Annotated in this window: 12 protein-coding genes and 1 tRNA gene; 10 read left to right on the top strand and 3 right to left on the bottom strand. The window is 36.1% G+C overall.

Translation table 11 applies throughout. The annotated features are described in order from the left end of the window. Nucleotides 1-16: 16 nt before the first annotated feature. Entirely contained in the window at nt 17-1654 is a 1638-nt protein-coding gene (metG, locus tag ACWHVF_RS04745) for a methionine--tRNA ligase (protein WP_064124938.1), read from the top strand. A gap of 46 nt (nt 1655-1700) precedes the next feature. Here the strand turns inward: metG and ACWHVF_RS04740 are convergent, their stop codons facing one another. Together ACWHVF_RS04740 and ACWHVF_RS04735 are read right to left on the bottom strand one after the other, a co-directional pair. Then, nucleotides 1701-2762, bottom strand: coding sequence for a hypothetical protein (locus ACWHVF_RS04740; RefSeq protein ID WP_064124937.1), 1062 nt, complete (start codon nt 2760-2762; stop codon nt 1701-1703). A gap of 121 nt (nt 2763-2883) precedes the next feature. Then, on the bottom strand, nt 2884-4335 hold the full coding sequence (locus ACWHVF_RS04735) for a replicative DNA helicase (protein ID WP_064124936.1): 1452 nt from the start codon (nt 4333-4335) through the stop codon (nt 2884-2886). A 114-nt stretch (nt 4336-4449) separates the two neighbouring features. On the opposite strand from ACWHVF_RS04735, the gene ACWHVF_RS04730 reads away from it, so the two are divergent. Both ACWHVF_RS04730 and ACWHVF_RS04725 read left to right on the top strand, forming a co-directional pair. Beyond that, nucleotides 4450-4532, top strand: a tRNA-Leu gene (locus tag ACWHVF_RS04730). Nucleotides 4533-4556: 24 nt separating this feature from the next. Then, a complete protein-coding gene (locus ACWHVF_RS04725) occupies nt 4557-5153 on the top strand; it encodes an RDD family protein (protein ID WP_064124935.1) in 597 nt (198 codons plus the stop codon). 33 nt (nt 5154-5186) lie between these two features. Here the strand turns inward: ACWHVF_RS04725 and ACWHVF_RS04720 are convergent, their stop codons facing one another. Further along, a complete protein-coding gene (locus ACWHVF_RS04720) occupies nt 5187-6722 on the bottom strand; it encodes a lysine--tRNA ligase (RefSeq protein ID WP_447933213.1) in 1536 nt (511 codons plus the stop codon). A 108-nt stretch (nt 6723-6830) separates the two neighbouring features. Here ACWHVF_RS04720 and ACWHVF_RS04715 point away from each other — a divergent pair, with 108 nt between their 5' ends. The 7 genes from ACWHVF_RS04715 (at nt 6831) to ACWHVF_RS04685 (ending at nt 21795) form a co-directional block, all read left to right on the top strand. Further along, nucleotides 6831-7127 carry a type IV secretion system protein VirB3 gene (locus tag ACWHVF_RS04715; protein WP_007548615.1) on the top strand — a complete coding sequence of 99 codons (297 nt, stop codon included), beginning with the start codon at nt 6831-6833 and terminating at the stop codon, nt 7125-7127. 9 nt (nt 7128-7136) lie between these two features. Then, on the top strand, nt 7137-9542 hold the full coding sequence (locus ACWHVF_RS04710; protein ID WP_064125158.1) for a VirB4 family type IV secretion/conjugal transfer ATPase: 2406 nt from the start codon (nt 7137-7139) through the stop codon (nt 9540-9542). Beyond that, a complete protein-coding gene (locus ACWHVF_RS04705; protein ID WP_064125159.1) occupies nt 9535-12021 on the top strand; it encodes a type IV secretion system protein in 2487 nt (828 codons plus the stop codon). Before ACWHVF_RS04710 ends, ACWHVF_RS04705 begins: the two co-directional genes overlap by 8 nt. 33 nt (nt 12022-12054) lie before the next feature. Next, entirely contained in the window at nt 12055-14466 is a 2412-nt protein-coding gene (locus ACWHVF_RS04700; protein WP_447933212.1) for a type IV secretion system protein, read from the top strand. Further along, nucleotides 14463-17474 (top strand): type IV secretion system protein, encoded by a 3012-nt coding sequence (locus ACWHVF_RS04695; protein WP_064125161.1) that lies wholly within the window; start codon nt 14463-14465, stop codon nt 17472-17474. The genes ACWHVF_RS04700 and ACWHVF_RS04695 overlap by 4 nt, the downstream gene beginning before the upstream one ends. A gap of 90 nt (nt 17475-17564) precedes the next feature. Continuing rightward, entirely contained in the window at nt 17565-21176 is a 3612-nt protein-coding gene (locus ACWHVF_RS04690) for a type IV secretion system protein (RefSeq protein ID WP_064125162.1), read from the top strand. After that, the gene (locus tag ACWHVF_RS04685) at nt 21166-21795 is read left to right on the top strand and encodes a WD_0853 family protein (protein ID WP_064125163.1); all 630 of its coding nucleotides are present in this window, start codon (nt 21166-21168) and stop codon (nt 21793-21795) included. Before ACWHVF_RS04690 ends, ACWHVF_RS04685 begins: the two co-directional genes overlap by 11 nt. The last annotated feature ends 13 nt before the right edge of the window (nt 21796-21808 follow it).

The raw sequence follows: 21808 nt of genomic DNA, 5'->3' as shown, positions 1-21808 counted from the left end.
CTTTAAGCACTGCATAATGGAACAATTCGAGAATTTTTACATCACCACGCCAATATATTATGTAAATGACAAGCCGCATATCGGGCATGCATATACTTCTCTTTTGTGTGATGTTGTGGCAAGGTTCATGAAACTAGCTGGGAAAAATGTCAAATTTACCACCGGTACAGATGAACATGGACAAAAAATAGAAAAAGCAGCTAAAGCAAAGGAAATGCAGCCAAAAGAATTTACAGATGAAGTGAGCGTTTCATTTAAAGAATTGGCTAAGTTCATGAATTTTGAGTATGACGATTTTATTCGCACTACGGAGGAACGTCACAAAAAAGCAGTGATAGCTTTATGGAATAGACTTGAAGAGAGAGGACAAATATATTTGGATTCCTATTCGGGTTGGTATTCAGTTCGTGATGAAGCATTTTATCAGGAGTCAGAGCTGATAGATGGCAAAGCACCAACAGGTGCTGAGGTCCAGTGGATAAAAGAAGAGAGTTACTTTTTTCGCTTATCAAACTGGCAAGACAAATTGCTTGAGCTATATAAAGGTCAACCAAATTTTATCTTTCCTGAGAGCCGAAAAAATGAAGTGGTATTGTTTGTAAAATCAGGGCTCACTGACCTTTCAATCTCTCGCACTAGTTTTAACTGGGGAATAAAAGTGCCAGGCAACGACAAACACGTAATCTACGTCTGGATAGATGCATTAACCAATTATCTTACATCAATAGGTTTCCCTAGTACTGAAGGTGAGGAATATAAGAGGTTTTGGGCAGAACCAGAAACACAGATTCCAGTGTCAAGCACTGGAATGACACCAAACCAAGGGAAAACGCAGATTCCAGTGTCAAGCGCTGCAAACCTAGCTGACAACTCTTTCAACGTTCATGTAATCGGTAAAGACATATTGCGCTTTCATGCTGTATATTGGCCAGCGATTCTCCTTGCAGCAGATTTGCCACTGCCAAAACAAATTGCAGTTCATGGTTGGTGGTTGAACGAGGGAGAGAAAATATCCAAGTCCCTTGGTAATGTCATAGATCCAATTGGCCTCGCTCAAGAGTTTGGTGTTGATCAATTACGCTATTTTCTCCTTCGGGAAGCAAGTTTTGGCCAGGATGGCAACTTTAGCAAGAAGAATATGATCAGCCGCATAAACTCAGAACTTGCAAACAATGTAGGCAATTTAGTGCAAAGAACAATTTCATTTTTACACAAGCAATGCTCTGGAGTTGTACCAACAGTTGATAAAAATTTGTTTCAGGGAGATGAAAATTTGCCAAATTGCAAAGCTATACTAGGTCAAGTGATGGACCATTTATCAAAGTATGAATTTAACCAGATTATACTTCTAATTATCAACATCTCCTCTGAAGCCAATGCTTATATAGACAAAAGTGCACCCTGGACGTTAAGTAAAACCGATAGAGAGCGCATGAATTTAGTAATCTATAAATTACTCGAATATATCAGAATAATTGGCATTTTATTGCAGCCAATTGTTCCGAGGTCAGCGGAAATGATACTCGATCAATTGCAAATTCCAAAAGAGCAACGTGATTTAAAATCTTTGTGCAACGCATGCGTAAGTTCAGGCATAACATTGCCTAAACCTACGCCGGTTTTTTTGAGGGTTGATGTTAAAGAGGAGAAATAGTTTTTAAGCTATTTCTCCTGAATGAGATTACATATTGTAAGAATAGCTACATAGTACCGTTGGTATAACCAAGCTTACTGTCTGCAGATGATGCTACAACTCCATTAAGTACTGTAGGAATATATTGTGCTGTACAATATAAAGCAAAACCACAGAGTCCTACTCCAGCTACTAACTTAGCCTTACCCCATGTACCCCAGCCTTGACCATTTTCTTCATTAGCTGGCTCATTTTCTGGACTAGAAATCTCAGCATTTAAATGATTCAAATTCTTAGAAGTTGCAAGATCTAAATCATCCACTCCCTCAGATAATTTTTCTGGGCTAGAAACCTTAGTACCATAAAGTCTACTGTACAAGCTGCTTCCAACGCTGTTAAGTGCTCCTCTTACAGATGCAATTGATGCACCAAAAGTGTTTTTCACGCTGCTTCCAACACTACTAATTGTCCCTTTTGCTGACTCAATTGATGTATCACAAGTGTTTTTCAAGCCACTCCCAACGCTGTTAAGTGCTCCTCTTACAGATGCAATTGATGCATCATAAGTGTTTTTCAAGCCACCTCCAATACCACTAAGTGTTCCTTTTGTAGACTCAGTTGATGGCACATAATTATCATAAACATATTGGACAAGGTCCCGAGTACCGTTAGCTGCTCCTTTTGTAAGTGAAACAGCACCATTAACTGTTTCTTTTGCAGGCTGAACAGTGCTATCAGCAATTGCCACTTTTAATTTGTCTTCTTCTATTTTTTTATTTTTTTCAGCTAGTTGAGTTTTTTGCTCAGAATTTTCTTCCTCTTGAGCTTTTACTTTCTTTTCTAACTCAGAATTTTCCCGCTCTTGAGCCTGTACTTTATCTTCTTTTTTAGCTAGTTGAGCATCTTTCTCAGAAATTGTTTTGTTCTTACTAATTGCTTTATACGAAAGTGCAATAGTTACAACAGAAAACACAGCATAACCAATAATAAATGGCAGGCCAACACTTAATGCTGCAACTGGAGCTAAGAAACCAATATAAGGAGCTGCAGCAAACACTCCAGATGCTAATAAAGTGAAAGTAGCCAGAGTTCCAGCTATATAATAGGGTACATTGTTTTTATTCATCATGATTATTCCTCACGTATTATAAAATATAATACCATTATAAAAGGATTTTTAAGAAACTGTCAAGCTATCTTTACATAAAAAAATAATCAATGAACTTGGGAACAAGAAGATTGCTGCCAAGCTATGAACTATGCCTTTCCGTGTAATCTTTGAATGCACCTCTGTTAGAGTCAAAATATAGCTTCACACTGCCAATTGGTCCATTTCTCTGCTTTGCAATAATGAGCTCTGCAATGTTTCTAATTTTTTCCATTTTCTCTTGCCATTCCCGATGTTTATTGTTTCCTTCATTTGGCTGTTTTCTTAGTTCATAATACTCTTCTCTATAGAGAAACATTACTATATCTGCGTCTTGCTCTATGCTCCCTGAATCGCGTAAATCAGAAAGTTGTGGTTTTTTATCATCCCTCTGCTCAACAGAACGAGAGAGCTGAGATAGTGCAACAATGGGAATATTTAGCTCCTTTGCAATTGCTTTCAAACCCTGCGTCACTTCCGAGATTTCTTGCACTCTATTTTCATTACTCCTTTTTGTTGTTCCTCTGATTAGCTGCAAATAATCAATGAATACCACTTCTACATTATATAATTGATACAGTAAGCGTATTCTGGTGCGAAGGGCACTAATTGATAGCGCAGGGGTGTCATCTATGATGAAAGGCAGTTCAGATAATTCTGTACTAGTATTGATAAATTCATGCAATTCAAAATCACTAATTCTCCCGGTTAATGCCTTATAATAACTAATCCCTGAATCTATAGTGATCAGCCTTGCAGTTAATTGCTCTGCTGACATTTCAAGCGAGAAAAACGCTACATAGTGTTGCTTATCTGCTCTTTTTTGCAACATCTTACAAGCATTAAGTGCGATGTTTAGCGCCAATGCTGTTTTACCCATAGAAGGCCTTGCAGCTAAAATTAATAAATCAGATTTTTGTAGACCACCAAGAAGCTGATTTAGATCTTGAAGTCCGGTTGTAACGCCTAGCGCTTCTGGATTATTTTTCAGTGTGCTGATCTTCTCAACTACATCTTTAATTGAACTTGCAAGTTTTATATATGTTTTCTCACCTTGTTTTTTTACTGCCAAATTGAACAATTTTGTCATTGCTTGTTCAATTTGCGCCTGTGCAGGATTTTCAATATCGTAGTTGTAGCTATCACCAACTATTTCTTGCCCGAGCTTAATTAAACATCTCCTTAAGTAAGTATCACGGATTATTCTAGTCAAACTATAGATATCAAGCGCAATACTTGCCTTCGCTGCAAGCTTTGCTAAGTACTCTACCCCACCACATTCGGTAAATGCTTTGTCGTGCTCAAAAAACATCTTGAGGCTCAGTTCATTGGCAATTATGCCATGTTTCCTGGTTTTGGATATTTGCGTAAAAATACTTTGATGTAATGGATCATAGAAATTCTCCGCTGTGATTGTGTCTTCAACCGCATCACAGATTCTATTATCACGAATCATTGCACCAATAAGCATCTGTTCAGCTTCTAGATTATGCGGTAATTTACATATTTCCTTGTCTACACTTCTTGAACCCAAGAGACTAGCTAATTCATTCATTTTAAGTTTTGAGAGTAACTGTTGATTATTGTAGAATATTTAGTCCTCATTTGAAAGATGTAAAGGCAAAAAAATTTGACTAATTCCGTGTTGCCTATAGCATTAAAACTTAATGCCCCTGTGGTGGAATGGTAGACACGGCAGACTCAAAATCTGTTGCTTGCAAAAGCATGCTGGTTCAAGTCCGGCCAGGGGCACGTTAAATATTGGAAAGTGTATATATGTTACATAAATTTTTTGATCGTTTATTTTCTATTTTTTCTTCTATAAATGTTATTCAAAAGGTAAAGAAAGATGAAAATGGGATATGTTATGTAACGGGCCTCAGGCGCTATATATCAGTATTGCTTGATTTAATTATTATCGTTTTGTTCTTGCAGTTTTGCAGCCAAGCCTTAAATCAGCTCTTTATGAACTCAGAGGATAGCAAAATATTAAGTCAAATTGCTGCAAAATCCCCAATGCAAGCACCACTGTCTGCGGAAGAAAAGACAACGCAGAGTAGACTTATAAAATTACTAATCCTAAATCAAATAGTCCAGTTTATTATGCTCTTTTGCTATGTAATATATATGTGGGTAAGGTTTGCTGCTACACCTGGAAAACTATTACTTGGGCTTAGAGTTGTGGATGCACAAACTTTCGAAAAGATAACTTTAAGACAAGCAACAAAGAGATTTTTTTCCTTTATATTGTCAGTTGCACCATTATTCTTGGGCTTTTTATGGTCAAATTTCAACAAACGCTGTCAAACTTGGCACGATAAGATCGCAGGCACAGTGGTTGTCACGAGTAAAAGCCTTAGAAGGCAGAGCTAAAAACTAAAGAGCTCAAACGAAAGAAGGTAAACTCTAAAGTATACATTTAGTAGCGCTTTCTATGAGAGAAATCGTATTATCTATTCCATAAAGCTTTATGAAAGATCCCATTCTTGGACCGGTTTTTTGGCCAAGTAACGTTTCATATAATAGCTGAAACCAGTCACGTAAGTTGGTATAATCATATTTTTTTCCAATAGAAAATACCTGAGATTGAATTTCTTCAGCAGTAACAGTTGTAGATAGAGAATGTAAAGTGTCCTTCAAATCTAGTAACGCTTCTTTCTCTTTTGCATTTGGAGCTTTATATGATTTTGTTGGTTTGATAAAATCGTGGTAATACTTTACTGCAAAGTCTGAAAGTCTATCAAGCATTTTATTATTTTCTGGTGTGACGTTCGGTGCATAAGAGGATATAAAACCCCATAGGATCTCTTTGTTTTCAGCATTACAAGCCGCTGCTAGGTTTAAAAGTAGTGAGAAATTTATGCCTGAAGTTTCTATATTGGGAACATTGCCCTGGTGGATATGCCAAGCAGGATTATTTATATCCTTTTCTTTGTTCTCATTATAACGCTTAACAAACTCTAGATACTCATCAGTTGATTTTGGTATCACATCAAAATATAAACGTTTAGCTTTTTTAGGACTCTGAAAAATGTACAATGCTAAGCTCTCTGTTGGTGCGTAAGTTAACCACTTTTCAATTGAAATGCCATTTCCTCTTGATTTTGATATTTTCTTTCCTTCTTTATCAAGGAAAAGCTCGTAGCAAAACAGAAGTGGTGGCTTTTCTCCAAGTATTTCACATATTTGACTTGAAAGCATAGCAGATGGCGTTAAATCTTTTCCGTGAGCTTCATAATTTACTCCAAATGCGGCCCACCTCATCCCCCAATCAGGTTTCCATTGCAGTTTACATTTTCCTTTTGTCACTGGAACTTCTATTTTTTCCCCGTTTGGGTCTTCATACGTGATTGTTCCTTTATCTGTATTTGTTTCAATTACTGGAACTTGTAAAACTTGGGAAGTTTTTGGGCATATCGGCAAGAATGGACTGTAAGTCTGCTGCCTTTCTTCCCGAAATGATGGAAGCATTACGTCCATCACTTTATCATAATTTTTCAGCAGGAGTAAAAGTTTTTCATCGTAAACGCCAGATTTATAACACTCTGTTGCACTCCTAAATTCGTATTCAAATTCAAACAAATCAAGAAATTTACACAACAACGAATTCATGTGATGACCATAACTCTCATGAGTGCCAAATGGATCGGGTATCATAGTCAATGGTTTATTTAAGTGCTCCCTTAGCATCTCTTGATTTGGCACATTATCTGGTATTTTTCGCAGACCATCCATATCATCTGAAACTGCAGTGATTTTGGTTTTTATACCAGGAGCTATTTTTTTTAATGCATTTACAACAACTGTAGTGCGGAAAACCTCTCCAAAGGTTCCCATGTGGGGTAAACCAGAGGGTCCATAACCAGTTTCAAATATTATTTCTTTTTTATTAGGAAACTCTTGCAATATTTTTTCTGCTTCTTGAAATGGCCAACTTGTCATTATCTGGGTTAAATAATGTATCTTAACTTAAAGTGCTACTAGTTTCAATGGATTTTTAATATAATGATATAGTATTAGTGTTAGAGCTATTATTAGAAGGTTAAAGATATGTCCACAGGGAGTATACAAACAGATCAATTATTTAAAGGTCTTACAAGACCTGCAATGCTCTTTGGTGTGAGTTATATGTTTGCAATATTAAACGTCCTGATTTGCATGCTAATTTTCATTAATTCAAATGATTTGAGAGTGATTCTATTGATGTTACCAGGGATACATGGCCTTGGTTACATAGCTTCTGCAAAAGAACCGTTGTTTATTGAATTATTTATGGTAAAATTAGGAAAGTGCTCGAAATGTTTAAATCGTTTTTATCATGGAGCCAATTCTTATGATATTGCTTAACGTTGTGTGATGCTGAGGTTTAGGGCTGTTCAATCAAAGAATAAATCTACTCTGAGCAGGGAAGTTCACGCTGCTGAATTTATTCCTTATTCTTGCTATTGGAATAGCACAACCTTGATAACAAAAGAAAATTGGTTGGTTAAGGTTATAAAATTAAGTGGCTTTGCATTTGAAACCGCCGATGACGAGGATTTAGTCATACAGAACAACATCAGGAATCAGATGCTAAGAAGCATTTCATCTCCGGCATTTAGTTTATATTTTCATACTATCAGACGTAAGAAAAATATTTTTTCTGATGAATTTGCAAGTCAAGGTTTGCCGAATTTTTTCGCTAATCACGTAAATCTAAAATGGAGAGAAAAACACGCAACAAGGCAATCATTTATTAATGACCTATACATTACGATTATCCGTAGAGCAGACACAAAAGGAGTAGAATTTTTGTCATATCTACTAAAAAAATTCGGACATGTAACTTCAAAACATGCTTGGGAAAGTGATATGCGTGCCACGTATGAAGATTTAGAGGAAACGACAAATCGTGTAGTGACAAGCCTTAGAAATTATTCGCCTAAAATTCTTGGAGTAAAAGAAACTCCAGATGGTTTGTTCTGCGAAATAATGGAGTTTCTATCTAGAATCGTAAATTGTGGCTTCGTTACAAATACGCTTTTTCCGCTAAGAACTGAAATATCAAGGTACTTACCAGTACATAGGTTATTCTTTGGCCGTAAGATGATACAGGTTGTGACTCATAATGAGAGTAAATATGCTGGAATAATTAGTATCAAAGAATATGGAAATCATACTTCTGCAGGAATGCTTGATTCGTTTTTACAACTTCCTTACGAGTTTATAATTACGCAATCTTTTCAATTTATAAACAGGCAAATGGCGATTGGAAAAATGCAGATACAGCAAAATCGAATGATACAGTCTGCAGATAAAGCTATTTCTCAAATAGCAGAAATTTCTCAAGCGCTTGATGACGCAATGAGTGGTAAGATTGCGTTTGGTCAACATCACCTGACTATTTTATGTATAGAAAAAAGTCCTAAATCATTGGATAACGCTCTGTCGTTGGTAGAATCAGAGCTTTCTAATTGCGGTGTTTACCCTATACGTGAGAGAGTTAACCTTGAACCAGCATTTTGGGCGCAAATTCCTGGTAATTTCGATTATATAGTGAGAAAAGCTACAATAAGTAGTCTTAATTTGGCTGGATTTGCATCTCAACATAATTATCCTACTGGTAATAAATTCAATAACCACTGGGGAGATGCCGTTACAGTTTTTGACACGACATCTGGTACTCCATTTTTTTTCAACTTTCATATAAGGGATGTTGGACACACTATGATAATTGGCCCAACTGGTGCTGGTAAAACTGTTTTAATGAATTTCCTGTGTGCCCAAGCGATGAAGTTTTCTCCAAGGATATTCTTTTTTGATAAAGATCGCGGTGCAGAGATTTTCTTAAGAGCACTTGGTGGTATCTATACTGTAATAGAACCAAGAACTAAAACAAATTTTAATCCTTTACAACTTGATGATACCTCTGATAATAGAACATTTTTAATGGAGTGGATAAAGTCTTTAATTTCGGTATATAATGATAAATTTACTTCAGAAGATATTGCACGAATTAATGATGCAATTGAAGGAAATTTTAAATTAAGAAAAGAAGACAGATTCTTGAGAAACCTCGTACCGTTTTTAGGGCTTGCAGGTCCTGATACTCTAGCTGGGGCAATATCTATGTGGCATGATAATGGTTCTCATGCTGCAATATTTGACAATAAAGAAGATTTGCTAGATTTTTCACGAGCAAGAGTATTTGGTTTTGAGATGGCTAGCTTGCTCAAAGATCCTGTTGCTCTTGGACCGGTCTTGATTTATTTATTTCATAGGATTAGTATATCTCTTGATGGCACTCCATCTATTATCGTTCTTGATGAGGCATGGGCGTTAATAGATAATCCAGTTTTTGCACCCAAGATAAAAGACTGGTTGAAGGTACTGAGAAAACTAAATGCTTTTGTGATTTTTGCTACTCAGAGTGTTGAGGATGCAAGTAAAAGTACTATTAGCGATACGCTTGTACAACAAACAGCGACACAGATTTTTTTACCAAATCTGAAAGCTACTAGTGTCTATCGGGATGTTTTTATGTTAACTGAACGTGAATATATATTAATTAAGCACACAGATCCAAGTACTAGATTCTTTTTGGTGAAACAGGGAGTTAATGCTGTAGTAGCTAGAATAGACTTAAAAGACTTAGATGATATAATCAACGTATTATCTGGACGTGCAGAAAGTGTCATACTGTTACATGATATATTAAAAGAAGTTGGGGACAACCCAAAAGTATGGTTGCCTATATTTTATCAGAAGGTAAAAAATGTTTAAGACTAAGCTGTCATTGCTATTAATTGCGATATTTTTACTAAATATAGATTTCTTACTCTCATATCCAGTGCTTGCAGATGGAGTAAGTGGTACTGACAAGACGGAATTTGTTAGTAGATTTAATTCTACTGGCAGCTTTAGCCGAGCTTCTAACCCTGATTGTGGAGCGTTTAAGACAGGTGCAGCAATCGCTGGGATAGCAATTGCTATTGGTGCAGTATGGACTGGCGTTATTTTGATCGTCTCTTCTGCTGGTTTATTTACTGCTCTTGTTGTCGTTGGAATGATAGCTGCAATCGTTGGAGTCTGGAAAGCCATAGGGGGGCTTGTTGTTTGTGAACACAGTTTTGTTAAACACCCAGTTGCACGTGACCATGATGGAAAATATAAAAACTTTGAATTAAAAGATACAGATTATAGTGGCTGCACCAATAAAAATTACCAAACAGAAGATGAATATTTTTCTTGTTTGCAAGATAAAGCTCGGGAAGACGTGAACAAAAAAGACTATGACGGGAAAAGAGCAGAAAAAGAAGCCTTAAATTCTAATGTTCAGGAGAGTACAGAGAGTTATTACTGGCCAAAAAATGGTGTGCAATACAGTGAATACATAGAAGTGTGTCATCGAAACCCCTTAACGTTTGGTAATCTTTTTAGTGATATAGACTTTGATGTTAGAGAGAAGGACACTGGATATGAAGGTGGGTCATGGAATCCGAAAGTTGATGGTGATCTGGAATGTAAAGTTCTTAAAGCTGGACAGAGCGAAATCATACATGGATCAAAGTTCAAAGCAGTGAAAAAAATGGGCAGGTTATGTGTGGAATTAGCTGAGATTAGCACACTTGGTATCAAGATGACTCCTTGGCCGCAAGGGGTTGATATGGGGTGCACGGAATTGCCACCTGACCCGATTGCTCCTATGTGTGAAAAATCTATGATGATTTTCAAGGATAAGGCCAGTGGTAATACTGATAAGCCAATAGAAATTGATCCCAAGAAAGATTACAAAACTATTATAAGGGAAAAGGAAGAAGAAGGAAAAATTTTTGTAGGCTACGACAATAAAGGCTGTTTTAGCTCGTATGTCTCTGAAGCTTGTTATAACCAGGCAGGGAGTAAATCATTAGCTCCTATTCCCGTAACTTCTATGATAGTGCAATGCATTAAGGAATCGTTAGATAATTTAGTTGCAGGTAAAGGTGCACCAAATGGTGAGAGTTTTATATTTGTAGCACAGAAAAGGCTGAAAAACACTGTAACTGCTGTTTTAGTTTTAGCTTTAATACTGTTCTCTATAAAAGCTATGTCTGGTGGAGTTCGCAGTCCACAAGAGATGTACATGTTGATTATTAAATTCGCTTTGGTGATTTACTTCACAACAGGCAGTACCATGTCTCATTACTATGGAGAATTAACTCGTCTCTCAAATGGTTTGTCAGAAATAGTGCTGAAAGCTTCATCTGAAAGTAAAAATATATGTAATTATGAGGCAGGTAGGGATTATGAATACATGCGTCATGGGAAGAAAATATCTTACAGCTACCTTGCACCTTGGGATAGGCTTGATTGTAGAATTTTATTTTATTTAGGCGCCCCTTTAGATGGAATTGGTGGCAAAATTGGTACTGGAGGTGTTGTAACGTTAGCAATCTTGCTTGGTACTGCTCCTGTCTTATTAGTTGCAGGTTCAGTAATCGGTATTATTTTTGCTGGTGGACAGATTTTAATAGCTCTTGTTGCTATATTTATGGCCATTTTGCTGATGATGGTTATTTTGTGGCTGTGCTATGTATTTATTTTATCTCTAGTTGCTTTGAGTGTAATCATCATTTTATCACCTTTGTTCATCCCTATGGTTTTATTCCAACACACCAAAGGATATTTTGACGGCTGGGTAAGAGAATTGATCACCTATAGCTTATACCCGGTTATCCTTTTTGCGTTTTTGTCTTTTATGTTCATAGCATGTGATAAAATCTATTATAACAATTTAAATTTTGAACCGGACAAGTCATATGAAGATAAGCAAGCAAAACCCTCAGCTAGTAAGAAAAAACAGTGGTTTAAATTGAAAGATGGGGAATGTGATAACAATGAAACTACTCTAGCGTGTATGATGCAAAACTACAGCTTTAAAAAGAGCACTATACTTGGTCTATTTGATTTTACATACATGGAATTTGGCAGCTCTCTCATCGGAGAATTATTAAAATTGTGTCTAGTGTTATTCCTCTTTTACCACTTTTTAAACATTCTTCCTAACATGGCTGCTGAACTTGCTGGTAACCATAGAGCAGCACTTGGCTCAGGTCAGACACCTGGACAAATGGTGGGCAAAGCTTTATCTGCTGCTAAAGCTGCTGCTGGAGGTGTTGGTCAAGCTGCTGCTGCGGCTGTCAAGAAGGCAAGAGGTATTGGTGGAGGAGGTGGTGGTGATGGAGATAGTGGTAAAGGTTCCAGCGAAACTGTTAAATAAGGTGGCGGTGATGCTAGTTAAGGTAAGTAACAGATGCTTAAACGTTTAAGTAACCAAAACTTGGGTAAGCTATGCATGAGTTTTGTGGTGCTCTTTTTATTGTCTGGGTGCGGGGAACATCACTGTATTAAGCCAGAAAATTTATCAGGTTTGCGTGAAAAACTAGATATAGTGTCAACAGAGCAGAGGTGGGTTGATTCCGGTGTTAATATCTCAGATAGAATAAGAGTAACAGAGATTGATATAGTGCCTAGTAAGGTTAATTTTTGTCCTAAGCAGTATGCAGATTTTGCAATTGGGCCTGGGAGAAATGACGTTGCATTACCATTTGCACTTAAAAAAGGCGATACGATAAGCTTTAGTGTGATTGGAAGTAAAGTGTGTAAAGATAAAGAGAGTGAGACAAAAATCAGGTATTTGAAAATCGACGAAAAGTGTAGCGAGCAAGAAACGGAACATTTTGCACATGTTTTAAATCAAGAGAAATGCCAAGGTGGCAAGGATGGAAAATATAAATACACAATATGCCCTAATAAGTATGTCATAGGTAATCCACAGTGGTTGAATGGGAAAGAGTACTGGTTTTCAAAATCAGATCAAGATGAAAGGGAAATTAAAAGTATTATCAACTCTATAAAACAAGGAGAGAATATAGACTGCAGGAGCCTTTCAGATAGCAGTGCAAGCAAAATAGATACGCGCATTTTGAATTTACTCTGTGGACGTATATGTAAATTTCCTTCTGGCAGCGAAAACAAAGGTTGTGTGTATATTGAATACAATAGTATAGAAGGTGAGATATCCCGGTCTGATGTTGAAGCTATTAGTAAAATACTAAAAGAAAAACAGGTAAAAACTGACATTACATTTCTAAAAGTTGGTATGGATAATGAAACTCTTGAACACATTCCAGGTGGTGGTTTATGTACTAGTTGTGATCATAAGATGGAGAATGACCATCAAATACCAAGTTTAACTTTTAGTCTATGTAGCAGAAATGACAAGAGCTGCTACAATACAAATGACAAAGGCGGGTTCAACATAAGAGTAACGAAGAACCATAGTCTGGAAAATAGCTTGTATATAAGTGTTTCCGATAAATTCCCTGAGCATAAGCCTGGTGAAGATCAGAGAGATATACCCGTAGATATTAGCAAAGTTCATGACATCGAATATATGGAAAACTCGAAAGGAAAATTAAAGAACAAAAGCGGCACCATATATTATGGAATAAGAGACCATGGCTGCGATTACAAAAATGAAGGTCAGTTTAGCATTAACCTAACAACTAAAGAGCCACCTACAAGAACTTTTAGTGCAATATATAATTTTTTTGATGAGAAAGTGAAAACTGCATTTTTCGGCTCTAATTATAAAGACCCTAACGCAATTCACTCTGATACTAGTCCTGTAAAGTCTCTTTACGAAAGTTTTATAAAATCAAGCAGAACAAATACCATTAGATCCACGATAATATCGCTGTTAGTATTATACATAACCTTATATACCCTTTACTACTTTTTTGGTTTAACTCATATTTCTATATATGAGTTTTTAATTGTATGCGTAAAGATAGGAATCATCGTCCAGCTATTGCAGGATAATAGCTGGAACTTTTTTTATAACAATGCATTCTCTATGCTTATTAACACTCCAAAACAACTAATAGAAATAGCAAACTTTAGAGGTACGACATCAAATGTTTTTGAATTCCTTGATTTGCCGCTCAATAGGTTCTTGTCATCGCATTCAGTATTGTTAATAGTATCTCTTATATTTTCTGGCCCTTTGGGCATTGTATCTTTTTGCTTGGTGATTTGGGGTTTAATCACAGTGAGCTTATCTATTTTTAATGCCTTATTTTCTTTTATTACATCTATAGCAATAGTTGCGTTATTGCTTTCTTTAACACCTATTTTTATTATTTGTCTTTTATTTGCGTATACTAGGCAGATGTTTCACAACTGGGTTAAAAATTTAGCAAGATTTGCGATTCATCCAGTAGTGCTTTTAATTTTTATATCACTGATAAGTCAGGTTATGGATTATATCATATATTCAGTATTTGATTTTGAAGTCTGCTCTACGTGTATACTTAGTATTAACCTAAAGATTTTTAACCCTTGTATCTTCTATGGTTATGCTTCCAAATATACACCTAATATTACCGCTATGATGGCTTTTGTTATCTTAGGTCATGCTATGAAAGCTTTAGTTGAAGCTTCTTCGACAATATCTGACTCGTTGTTTGGTGTTTATGTGCAAAACGAACCTGGGAGACAATATCAACAAAGCTTAATGGGAACAGTAGGATTAGATAAGGAAAGCGTTCAAAACAGAGAAAGAGGAGGTGCTTCTCAACAGTCAGGTACGTCAAGACCTCAAATACCACAAGGGACTCAAAGGTCAACGCCTCAGATACCACAACCAGGAAAACAGCAATGATAAGTAAAAGATCATTATTATTTATACTATGTTTCGCAATCACTGGTTGTAACATGGATTGTGTCGAACCTGGGTTGCAGAGCAGAAACACCAGCGTTAATGTGGATGTTCCAGTTCATAAAGCCGATAAAATTCATTGGGTTGATTCTGGTCAGGTAATTAGTCAGGGTGAGAAAATCAAATTCACCCTCGATGGATCAGTAAATTTTTGCCCTCTTAAAGAAGACAAAAATCCAAGGGAAGTACTTGTGCCTGCTGTATTTTGTACTGATGGCTCAGAACCAAATTATAGTAAAGCTGCAAATATTAACGATGTGCCTAATAATTATGGCGTTGAGGAAAAAGGCGTAAATGAAAACGAATTGTGCGGTGGTAAAGGATTTGGCAGCAATAGACGTTATGTGGATACTGGAATTAAAGTAAATCCTGGTGATAAGTTAAGCTTCAGCTTAGTTCCCAGAAAGGTAACAATCGATTGTGATAAATTAGACCTTCTTAAAGGAGAAGTTATTTTTGATAGCAATTATTACGACAGTGATGGCAGTAAAGCTACTGCAAAAGAGATATGTAAAGGGGGTAAATTTTCTTATAGAGATGCTCAAGGTGGTCAACATGAAATTGAGCTTAAGCCACTAGATAAAAGGGGGGGGCGTGACCAAGAGTATAAGGTTCTGGTTGGCAATGGGTACACTCCATATGATAATAAGGTGCATTTTAATAAAGGTTATATTCAAGACAACGAACCATGGAGATATGGTTCACTACTTGATTTACGCCGCGCTAAAATAGGATTGAATGAATTATGTGATGGAAAAAGCTGCGATTTTAACGAGGTGAAAAAGTACAGCTCTACTAAAATAGGGTTAGATCAACTATGCAAAGAAAAAAAATGCGATCCTAACGAGATAAAAAAATACAGCTCTTATGAGCTTAACTGTTACTATCAGAATGTGTGCTATACCGAAAAGGGTATATGGAATTATGGTTTAGGTCAAGCAGGAGAACGGAACTGTGTCTCCTCTATAAGGTATAAGGAGTACGATAAGGGAAATAAATGTGATATGTATTCTTATCTAGAAAAAATGGAAGGGAATGTTAAAGCAGGTAGTTTTACTGAAGATGATAAATCTTGGGCTGAGGCTCTTGTTGCAAAAATTGGTGATCCTGATGATAAAAATACCGCTAAAGGTATTCAATGTCTTCCAAAGAAACAGGGTGCAAAAGAGGATAATGTGTGTTCACAAATTAAAGATGAATTTGGAAATTTTTCTCTGAGGTTAAATCATGACTATCCAATAGAGAGTGTAACACCTGGTAGTAGGGTGATGCTTGCTATCGCAGATTATGGTCACTATAAAGCTAATAGGGGTGGGTACCATGTTAAAGTGACTAGATCATGTGAATATATTAATGGCGAAAAACTGTATGTGTATTTGGGTGATAACCCACCTAAAGATTTGCATGGTGTAGGAACTAATGATTTTAAAGTGGTAGGAGAAAGAGTAGACGGAAAAGATAAGCACACCATATTAGATGTAATAAGCGGAGAACACTTTCAGAACGGAGAATCTAAGAAGATATATTTTGGTATTGATGTAAGCAACGTGGAGAAAGATGACATTACAGACAAGAATGGCAAATATTATGAAAATAATAAGTATAGTGTAAACTTGTTTGTCGAAAAGAAAATTAACGATTTTATTTCATCAAATATAAACAATATATTTAATTTTATGAAAGAAGAAGTAATTGGTGACAGCGTTAAAGATTCATACAAAGGATATATAGAAGGTCTTCTTCAGGGAGTAAGAGCTTTGCTTACTCTATACGTTATATTTACTGTCATTGGCTATATGCTTGGAACAATACAGCTAAGTAAATTTGATTTCATTGTAAGGATGTTCAAGATAGCATTTATAGCTTTTGCCTTTAGTGATAGAAGTTGGGAACTCTTTGGTACAACTTTGTCCAGACTTTTTGTGGATGGTAGCACTTATTTAGTTGATAGTTTTTCTGGCTATTTAGGAGAAGGGGGGAGAAAATTTGCATTCTTAGACTTAACAGTAGGAGTATTATTCACAGCAGAAACATGGCTGAAGTTTTTATCGTTAATGCTCTCTGGTCCTTTTGGCTTTATTGCATTTTTGGCAATACTCTACGCTACTTTTATGTTCTTAAAATGCATTATTAGCGCTACATTGAAATATGTAATATCTACTGTTTTAGTAGCGTTTTTATTGTCGTTAACACCTTTGTTTATTGTATTTATTCTATTCCAACAGACTAAATCCTTGTTTGATAACTGGATAAAAACGCTGGCTCACGTTGCAGTACAACCAGTTATTTTATTTTCATCTTTATCTCTTTTAAATCAGTTGATGTATTCAGTTCTATACAATCTCACAAATTTTTCTGCATGCTATCAATGTTTAATTAGCGTAAATTTCTTATCGTATGATCTATGCCTGATGAAATCAATACTGCCTCTTGGATACAGTCCTGGCACTAATGTTGATATTGCACTCAGTACCGGAGAAAGAGCTGGTGGGCACTTTGCAGCATTACCTATAGACCTAATCCAGGCGTTTATATACCTCATTATTGCCGGTGCAATGGAAGCTTTTGTTTCTATATCGGAAGCTATGGCACAAGCACTATTCAGCTCTGGTTTTGGGGTTGCTGGCAGTGTTGGTCAAGTTGCTAAGAGCGCATCGCAAGCTATGCTGTCCACCGTTGGCCTTGATGATAAGACCCAAGGTATTATACAGAACATTAGGCAACAAGTGGGTAAAGATCGGACGGAAGTTGACGTGAAGGATAATTCCATGAGCCCTAAATCTGAAATACCAGAACAATCAGGTAAGCAAGAAGGTCCTGATAAAAAGGAGAGGGGGAGCTCTAAACCTGAAGCACCAAAACAATCAGGTCAGCAAAAAAATCCTGATGAAACAATAAGAAGTGATCCTAGTGATAAAGCTAAAAACAAGGAAGGAAATGGAGAGAAGTAAGATATGAATGATGTTATGGAGTAACTAATTAAAAAGATATTTTAAGTAAAGTTTTAGAAATTTATTTCTATATTTGGAAAAAGTTTAGATATGCAATCACGCTTAGGCAAATGTTGGTTTAGGGTATTACTTCTTGCAGCTTATATGCTGATTACAGGTTGTAGTAAGAATGATATGCCTTTTCCAAGGTGCATATCTGCTGACTATTTTGGTCCTAAACCTATTGCAGTAAGCGCTCATTTTTCAAGCGACCACGATGCGTTTATTCCAGGAGATGGAGAAGTTATTGATCCTGAAACTGGCGAAATTAATTATGGTTTTCACCATAACCAAGTGGTGAAGTGGGAGGATACCGGACTCGAAACCAATGGAGATAGTTTAAAAGTGCGAGTTAATGGTGCATGGACATCTTGGAGTAATAATAACAAGAAGGAATCTAAAAAAGGCAGTTATACCTTACAAAGCTTGGAGCAGTTAAAATATGCAACTAAATTTGAAGGTAAACAAAGTGATAATAGTTTACCTAATTTTCACTTAGTTTGTAATGATTATAAACCTAGCATACAAAAATTTTCAAGTAAGTCTGGTACAAGTTGCACTGTAAATTGCAAGTGCATTAATGAAGATGATAGCGCAAATACAGTATCACGTGGTGCTCCATGTTGGTTTACCAATGGTCATGGTGCTTATCTTTTGTTTCAAACGGGGAAAGATGATCCTAACGAAAATCTAAAGTTAATGCGCGATCCTCAATATCCTACTGTACATCTAGGTTATAACTCCGTGGCAGAAAATGGGAGCGGTCTTTTTACTTTAGACAGAGATAACACTACATTAAAGGACAGAAATTGTAAGGAGTTGAAGTTAAAAAAGGGATGGAAAATATATGTAAAAATATTAGATAGATATTACTTAGATAATGTAGGTGGCTACTCTTTTGAGTTCTTAAGTGGAGTGCAGCAGCCAAGTAGTTTTGGGTTTTTTGATTACATTTATAACTATCTAAAATGTGTATTATTGATTAACGAAAATTGCAAAGAACATTTTAATAGCAATGATCCTGCAGTTGCACAAGCTATGTTCGAAAATATAGCTGAAAAAAGTACGAGCTTTCACAATTTTGTTCTTTCCTTGCTTGTTCTATTTGTAATGATTTCATCGCTTCTTTATCTTTTTGGCATGATACGAGAAACTAAGCATGATATGCTCATCAGAATGATGAAAATCACTCTAGTAATAGTGCTTATATCTCCTGGAAGTTTTAGATTTTTCTATGATCATTTTCTTGTTTTATTCGTTAAAGGTCTTGAACAATTGATAAGTGTAATTACTAACTTTGCTCCCAACATGAACACCGGAAGTATTGCTCAAGGAGATGAAGCTAAGTTGTTTAGCTTCATGGAGGACATGTTCAATAAATTTTTTGCTTATTCTGTTTGGAAAAAGTTTGCAGCGTTTTTACATTACCAAATGTGGGCAAGCCTTCTTATGATACCGGCAATTTTCATAGGGATTGTGCTATACTTCTTGTTGTGCTTGTATGCTTACATAATATTTCTCTCTGGCTTTATGGGTATAGCTTTTCTTATAGCTATCATGCCACTGTTCCTGATCTCTATTTTATTTTCACCGCTGAAAAGTCTATTTGAAGGTTGGATAAAATTCTGCATCAGTTTTTGTTTACAATCGATTATGATATTTGCTCTCTTGTCATTACTGGCTTCCATTATAATGAATACCTTTTATAGGCAGTTAGGTTTTACTGTATGCTACAATAAATGGTTTGAGGTAAGGTTATGTGCTCCAAAATGGGTGTTTGGCGGTTTTTGTATCATTGATAAACAGTATTTTGGTTGGACCCCAGGGCAAATTTTCGTACCTTACACTCTTGGAGAAGCTTCTTCACTTAACATAGACAAAAGCATAGAAGGCATAGAAAAGATAAGCAGAGAAGGTGGTACAATAAAATTTACTGGCGGCGCTGGATATATCCCTCTTCCACCTGATTACATTGAAAAAGGGTTTCGTTATATAGATTATCCTTTCTTTAACCCAATTCCTGGAACTAAAGATAATCCAGCAGACCACTATATTGCGGAAAGTGATATAGTAGTGGATAATAACTGTAGTGCAAAGGATCTAGTACGCTTAACAAATAGTTTATCACATGCATCAGAAAAAGCTGATATTCTACTGTTGATCAACAATATAGACAAAAAGATAGGTGGTATGAATAGTAAAATAACAGAGCTTTACTGTCAATCTCAGCAAGATGAAGAAAAATGTAAAAATTGTAGGGAAATAGTGGATGACTACAGAAAAGGTACCATAAGACCAGATCTTAAAAGAGAGATAAAGTCTTTAGTGGAAAAGGTGATTAAAAGTGATAAAAGCTGTAAATTGGAAAATTTCTCTGACTTAAATAAAGATTATCAAAATAATAGCGATTACCAAAGGGTGCAAGACATACAGAGAGGTTATTTAATCAATGCAGGAGAGATCTTTGTACTATTCTTGCTTTCATTTTTAATGTTCTCCTTACGCGAGTTCGTACAACAGATGGGCTCAAGTATAGCTGGTGGTGGATTCAGCGTTTACAATATATCTAGAATGTATGAAGCATCGCCTTTGGTTCTCATAATGGAAGGATTCAAACAGCAGTGGCAAAATTTTGCTGGTGGAAAACTAGAGTCTTTAGGCAGTTGGGCTACTCATTTACCGGATAGATTAGCCGGAGGTGCAGCTAATCTGCTGGGGAGAGTACCAAGAGTTGGAGGAGTGCTGAAATACGCTATTGATGTGCCACGTAAATTTGTAGATGCTACTATTGAAGCAACAAAATTTGCAACATCACCTAAAAATGACGTTGATAAACTTGAGGAAAAGATCTACAGGGCATTTGGAGTTGATAAAGAAGATATTGTGCATAGAAGAATTGATAGATATTTAGAATATTACAAAGGGTATGTAGGATCACATTTGGGCTATACAATAGAAGATGCTATGAAATTTACTTGGGAGCATGGCCTTGACTCTATAGGAAAGCATGGCTATGATCATAACCTACTCTATAGAGCAAAATCGCATAGGCGAGATTTCTTAGAAAAACTTCATGATTACACTATCGGACGTAAGAGAGAACCAGAAAAAGACAAGCTTGATCAACCACCAGGAGAAGATAAGTCTGATCAGGTAGTACGAAAACTAGGCACAGAACAAGAAGACGAGCCTAATCTACTACGAGGGGGAGGTAAGTCTAATCAGCCAAATGAACTAGCACGAGTATTAGACACAGGACCAAAAGGTTCAGATGAAATTGATGATTTTGGATCTGCTTTTGAAGGTATGGAAAAACGTGCTGAAAGAGAAGGCAGAAGAAATCAAGATAAAGTTTACAACCTCTCACCACTTTTTGAAATGAACACTCCAGAAGCTGTAGAAAAACGTGCTGAAAGAGCTAGAAGAAAAGGAGAAAGAGATCGAAAAGACGAAGTTTATAATCTTAAGCCTTTATTTAAAGAACCAAAAAATCCAGAAGAGTACGTTAAGGCACTTTTTGAAATGAATACCCAGGAAGCTATAAAAAAACGTGCTGAAAGAGAGGAAAAAAGAAATCGAGAAGACAGTAAAAGGAAATTACCGGAACCAATGAGGAAACCAGATGCAAAAGAAGATGAGAAGAGGATTGAAGATGAAGACTAATAAAAATTTCAAAGGCCTTGATTATTATAAATTGCAGCAAGATGATGATGGCAATATAAAATTAAATAATTATGATGACGTTTTAAATGTGCGTAGGGCAAGAGTAGATCTACTATTAGACAACACACCAGACAACAATATCAACCTCACTAAATTAAATAAAGCTTTGAGTGAGAAATTTGTAGATAATCATAGTTTATTGTCTGAATTTGATAAGGAAGACAAAGAGATTGTACAAGAAAGGATTAAGGTGTTTAGTATTTTAGAAATTCTTGAAGACCTTAAAAGCGTGAAAAGTGAAGATCTGTTAGAGGTTAGCTTACTGCTGTCAGATCTTAGCTTCATAGAGAGAAATGTTGTACTAAATACCGATCAGAATTCTGATCTAGCAGGATTTAAAAACCTATTTATTGAAAAAAAAGCATCTGGTAAAGAGTATAGTGAAGAAGAATGTAGAGGCTTTCTTGATAATATAGATAAAATCAATACTATAATTAAGTTAGAGTTAGAAAGCAGAATTGAAGGGCTAAATCATGATGAAAAAAATGATCATGATGATTTACAAGATGAGATTGGTCAAGCAATAAATGCAACAGGCAAATCAAAAAAAAATAACTGATGAGTCTTGTGTT

Source organism: Wolbachia endosymbiont of Dactylopius coccus, assembly GCF_977011065.1.
This window is presented reverse-complemented; position numbering and strand designations above follow the sequence as displayed.

Excerpts from the sequence above, each read along its gene's own strand:
- metG (WP_064124938.1), top strand. The coding sequence starts at position 17 with ATGGAACAATTCGAGAATTTTTACATCACCACGCCAATATATTATGTA.
- ACWHVF_RS04740 (WP_064124937.1), bottom strand. The coding sequence starts at position 2,762 with ATGATGAATAAAAACAATGTACCCTATTATATAGCTGGAACTCTGGCT.
- ACWHVF_RS04735 (WP_064124936.1), bottom strand. The coding sequence starts at position 4,335 with ATGAATGAATTAGCTAGTCTCTTGGGTTCAAGAAGTGTAGACAAGGAA.
- ACWHVF_RS04725 (WP_064124935.1), top strand. The coding sequence starts at position 4,557 with ATGTTACATAAATTTTTTGATCGTTTATTTTCTATTTTTTCTTCTATA.
- ACWHVF_RS04720 (WP_447933213.1), bottom strand. The coding sequence starts at position 6,722 with ATGACAAGTTGGCCATTTCAAGAAGCAGAAAAAATATTGCAAGAGTTT.
- ACWHVF_RS04715 (WP_007548615.1), top strand. The coding sequence starts at position 6,831 with ATGTCCACAGGGAGTATACAAACAGATCAATTATTTAAAGGTCTTACA.
- ACWHVF_RS04710 (WP_064125158.1), top strand. The coding sequence starts at position 7,137 with ATGCTGAGGTTTAGGGCTGTTCAATCAAAGAATAAATCTACTCTGAGC.
- ACWHVF_RS04705 (WP_064125159.1), top strand. The coding sequence starts at position 9,535 with ATGTTTAAGACTAAGCTGTCATTGCTATTAATTGCGATATTTTTACTA.
- ACWHVF_RS04700 (WP_447933212.1), top strand. The coding sequence starts at position 12,055 with ATGCTTAAACGTTTAAGTAACCAAAACTTGGGTAAGCTATGCATGAGT.
- ACWHVF_RS04695 (WP_064125161.1), top strand. The coding sequence starts at position 14,463 with ATGATAAGTAAAAGATCATTATTATTTATACTATGTTTCGCAATCACT.
- ACWHVF_RS04690 (WP_064125162.1), top strand. The coding sequence starts at position 17,565 with ATGCAATCACGCTTAGGCAAATGTTGGTTTAGGGTATTACTTCTTGCA.
- ACWHVF_RS04685 (WP_064125163.1), top strand. The coding sequence starts at position 21,166 with ATGAAGACTAATAAAAATTTCAAAGGCCTTGATTATTATAAATTGCAG.